This window comes from Nocardia sp. NPDC004151, assembly GCF_042874235.1.
GTDB lineage: Bacteria > Actinomycetota > Actinomycetes > Mycobacteriales > Mycobacteriaceae > Nocardia.
Map to the genome: position 1 here is coordinate 1 of NZ_JBIAMR010000036.1, position 2,897 is coordinate 2,897.

Here is a 2,897-nt window from a genome sequence, read left to right on the forward strand (position 1 = left end):
TGGTGGGCAGCCGCATAGGGGAGCATCCCGCCGGGCACCTGGACCAGATCCTGGCCGGGACCTGACCCTACCCACCATTCTCTAAGAAGCCGCATACCGTGCGGGGCGACCCGGCCAGTGCGGTCCCGCGAAAGATCAACGGGCCGGGGTGAACTCGGGTCGTTTCAGTGTGCGCTCATGCCTGCGGCTTCAGGCGGTCATCGCAACACTGCTGGCCGCCGGTACCAGCCACGTGGGGTTCAGTGGCGTAACGCGAATTGACCCGCGGCGCAGTTCGGCGACCTCATTTACGATCTTGGTGGCGATCACCGGGTCGCGCAGTTGTCCCACGATTGGAATCGTTTTGCACTTATCGAAGATCGCTGCAGGGCTCGCCGCCGCGGCCGCTGCTGTTCTGTTCGCCGCCCCCGCCTCGGCGTTGCCGTCGGCAGAGCTGCGGCCGGTCGCGGGCCCCCACAACTACGGCCCGTTACAGGACGCGCATTTCGGGTTTCTGCTCATCCAGCGGGATGGAATTCAGGCACTTCCCGACATCATCGCGGATTTCCCGGGCATTTCCGAGGGTGGCCACGCCGTCTGCGATCTGCTCGCGTCCGGCCTGTCGAAGCAAAGTCTGGCCGAGTTCCTGAGCGAAGAACCAGGCGAGTTCGGCTCGGCGATGGCCTTCGTGAACGCCGCCGAGACTGCCTATTGCCCCGGCTGATGCCGGGGCATGGCTGGCCCGTCCTGAACGTTCGCCTCGTCCTCGCCGGCTCTCGCGACGCACTCTATTGCCGCGACCCGCGCGGTTCCGAGCGGCCCACCTGAGATGGCCAAAGATCAGCGGGCCGAGGTCATCTCGGCCCGCTGAACGCACTGACATGCCGATCATACGTCGTTGGGCGGTGCTCACCGTCCGCCCGATTTTGCTCACAGATCGATCGACCGAGTCCACCGCGGAACACACGGATCCACCTGGGGAAATGAACACCGAAACGGGCGCACAGCTGCGCAAACGGCCCCAGGAACGACGAAAGCTGTTGCTGTCTGTGTGAGGCGGCCCCAAGGGTGCCGATCGGTGATCCCACTGAGCAGTGCGCGGGCAAGATGCGGGCGTTCCCTGATACCGCCTGTCGCTCGCCGTCACTAGGTTCGGGTCATGCGAAACCGAGTTCTCCTCTCCGGCTTGGCAATCAGCGCGGCTCTCCTCCTGCTTGGCTGCTCCACCGTTCGGCAGGCCACGGCGGTTCAGCGCGACCTCGACGCGCTGACCGGCGCGGGCGTGGCCGGCGCGATCGCGACAATAGACAGTCCCCACACGTCGACCGTCCTCACCAGCGGAGTCGCTGACCGATCGACCGGGGCGCCGATGACCGGCAACGGGCGCGTTCGGATCGGCAGTGTCACCAAAACCTTCACCGCTGCGATCGTCATGCAGCTGGTTGCTGAAGGCCGGATCACGCTGGACGCACCGGTCGACACCTACCTGCCTGGCGTGGTGGCCGGCAACGGAGTCGACGGACGGGCCATCACGGTCCGCCAGATTATGCAGCACCGCAGCGGAATCCCCGAGTTCGCCGGTCAGCCCGGTGCCGACGAGCTCCTCGCCGCATCCGCCGATACCGTCCTCACCCCGGACCAGGCACTGGCAATCGCGCTCCGCCAGTCGGCCGTGTTCGCTCCGGGCACCCGTTTCTCCTACACCAATACCAACTACATCGTGCTCGGCATGCTGATCGAAAAGGTCACGGGGCGTGCCTACTCCACCGAAGTCGAGGAACGGATCACTCGACCCCTCGGACTTGCCGACACCTACCTTCCCGGGCCCGGAGAACGCGACATCCGCGGCGATCACCCACACGGATACCAGGACGGGCCGGCAGGGCCCACCGACGTCTCACGGATCGAGCCGTCGATACCTTGGGCGGCCGGCGCTATCGTCTCCACTGGCCACAACCTCGACACGTTCTGGCGCGCGCTGTTCGACGGAAAGGTGGTTCCACCCCGCGAGTTGGCCGAAATGACGACGCCGCAGACCGGGGCCACGGAGGACGAGGGCCGCGGGTACGGACTCGGCGTCGGCTCCACCCAATTGTCCTGCGGCATCCGATTCATCGGTCACAGCGGTGGTATCCCTGGCTACTACACGAACTCCGGTGCCACCGCCGATCGCGCGGTGACGATCACGCTGACACAGGCGCCACAGACACCCCTGAACGTCCAAGCCATGCTGGAACATGCGCTATGCCCGTGACCGCCGATGCGGACCCGGAGGGACATTCGGGTCATGATGGTGATCCGGCCGGGGCCGGTCGCCGCAGGGATCGGTTCGTGCGCTTCATTCCGGCCGAGTGGCCCCCGCCCAGACCATCAGCAAACGCACGCTCTTGCCGCATACCGCGCTGACCGAACCGGCCAGCGCGGGGCGCCGGCGGCGGGGACCCGATGCTGTGCACAACGTCCGCTTCTGCCGTGAGCGCTTACGGTCGGCGTCGCAGCCGACCAACAAGCCTGCGCCACCACGTCTCCGCTCCAACACCCCCGCTGGAGCTGGACCAACCATCGCTACCGGCCCAGTCACGAAGGTCGTCGACATACCAGCGGTGCTGCTGTTCTTCCCACTCGCGCATCCCCGGATAACGTTCTCCGCAGTAACGATTCACCATATGAGCAGCCAACGCCTCCCGCTCGGCGTCATCAGCCAGCGTGATCGTCTCCCTGCCCGCGGTGATCTCGAAGCCGCCATCGGCCAGCCTTCGACACGACGACTCGACACCGTCGAACGGAAATCCGCCTGACCTGACCCCCTGATTTCGGTCCGGGTGATGTGGCCCCCTGGAACCGGTCCATGTTTGTGAGAGCTGAGGCAGAGTGATCCATGGGAGGTCACTGTGCCGAAGTCGTATTCGCTGTCTGTG

Annotated in this window: 3 protein-coding genes; all 3 read left to right on the forward strand. The window is 65.8% G+C overall.

All coding sequences use genetic code 11. From position 1 onward, the window contains the following. The first annotated feature begins 298 nt into the window (after window positions 1-298). The 3 genes from ACFYTS_RS36510 to ACFYTS_RS36520 all read left to right on the forward strand — a co-directional run bounded on the left by ACFYTS_RS36510 (window position 299) and on the right by ACFYTS_RS36520 (window position 2,777). Window positions 299-703 (forward strand): DUF732 domain-containing protein, encoded by a 405-nt coding sequence (locus ACFYTS_RS36510; protein WP_387309761.1) that lies wholly within the window; start codon window positions 299-301, stop codon window positions 701-703. A gap of 462 nt (window positions 704-1,165) precedes the next feature. Continuing rightward, on the forward strand, window positions 1,166-2,233 hold the full coding sequence (locus ACFYTS_RS36515) for a serine hydrolase domain-containing protein (protein WP_387309762.1): 1,068 nt from the start codon (window positions 1,166-1,168) through the stop codon (window positions 2,231-2,233). Between the two features lie 412 nt (window positions 2,234-2,645). Then, window positions 2,646-2,777, forward strand: a complete 132-nt coding sequence (locus ACFYTS_RS36520; protein ID WP_387309763.1) for a hypothetical protein — start codon at window positions 2,646-2,648, stop codon at window positions 2,775-2,777. Window positions 2,778-2,897 lie beyond the last annotated feature (120 nt).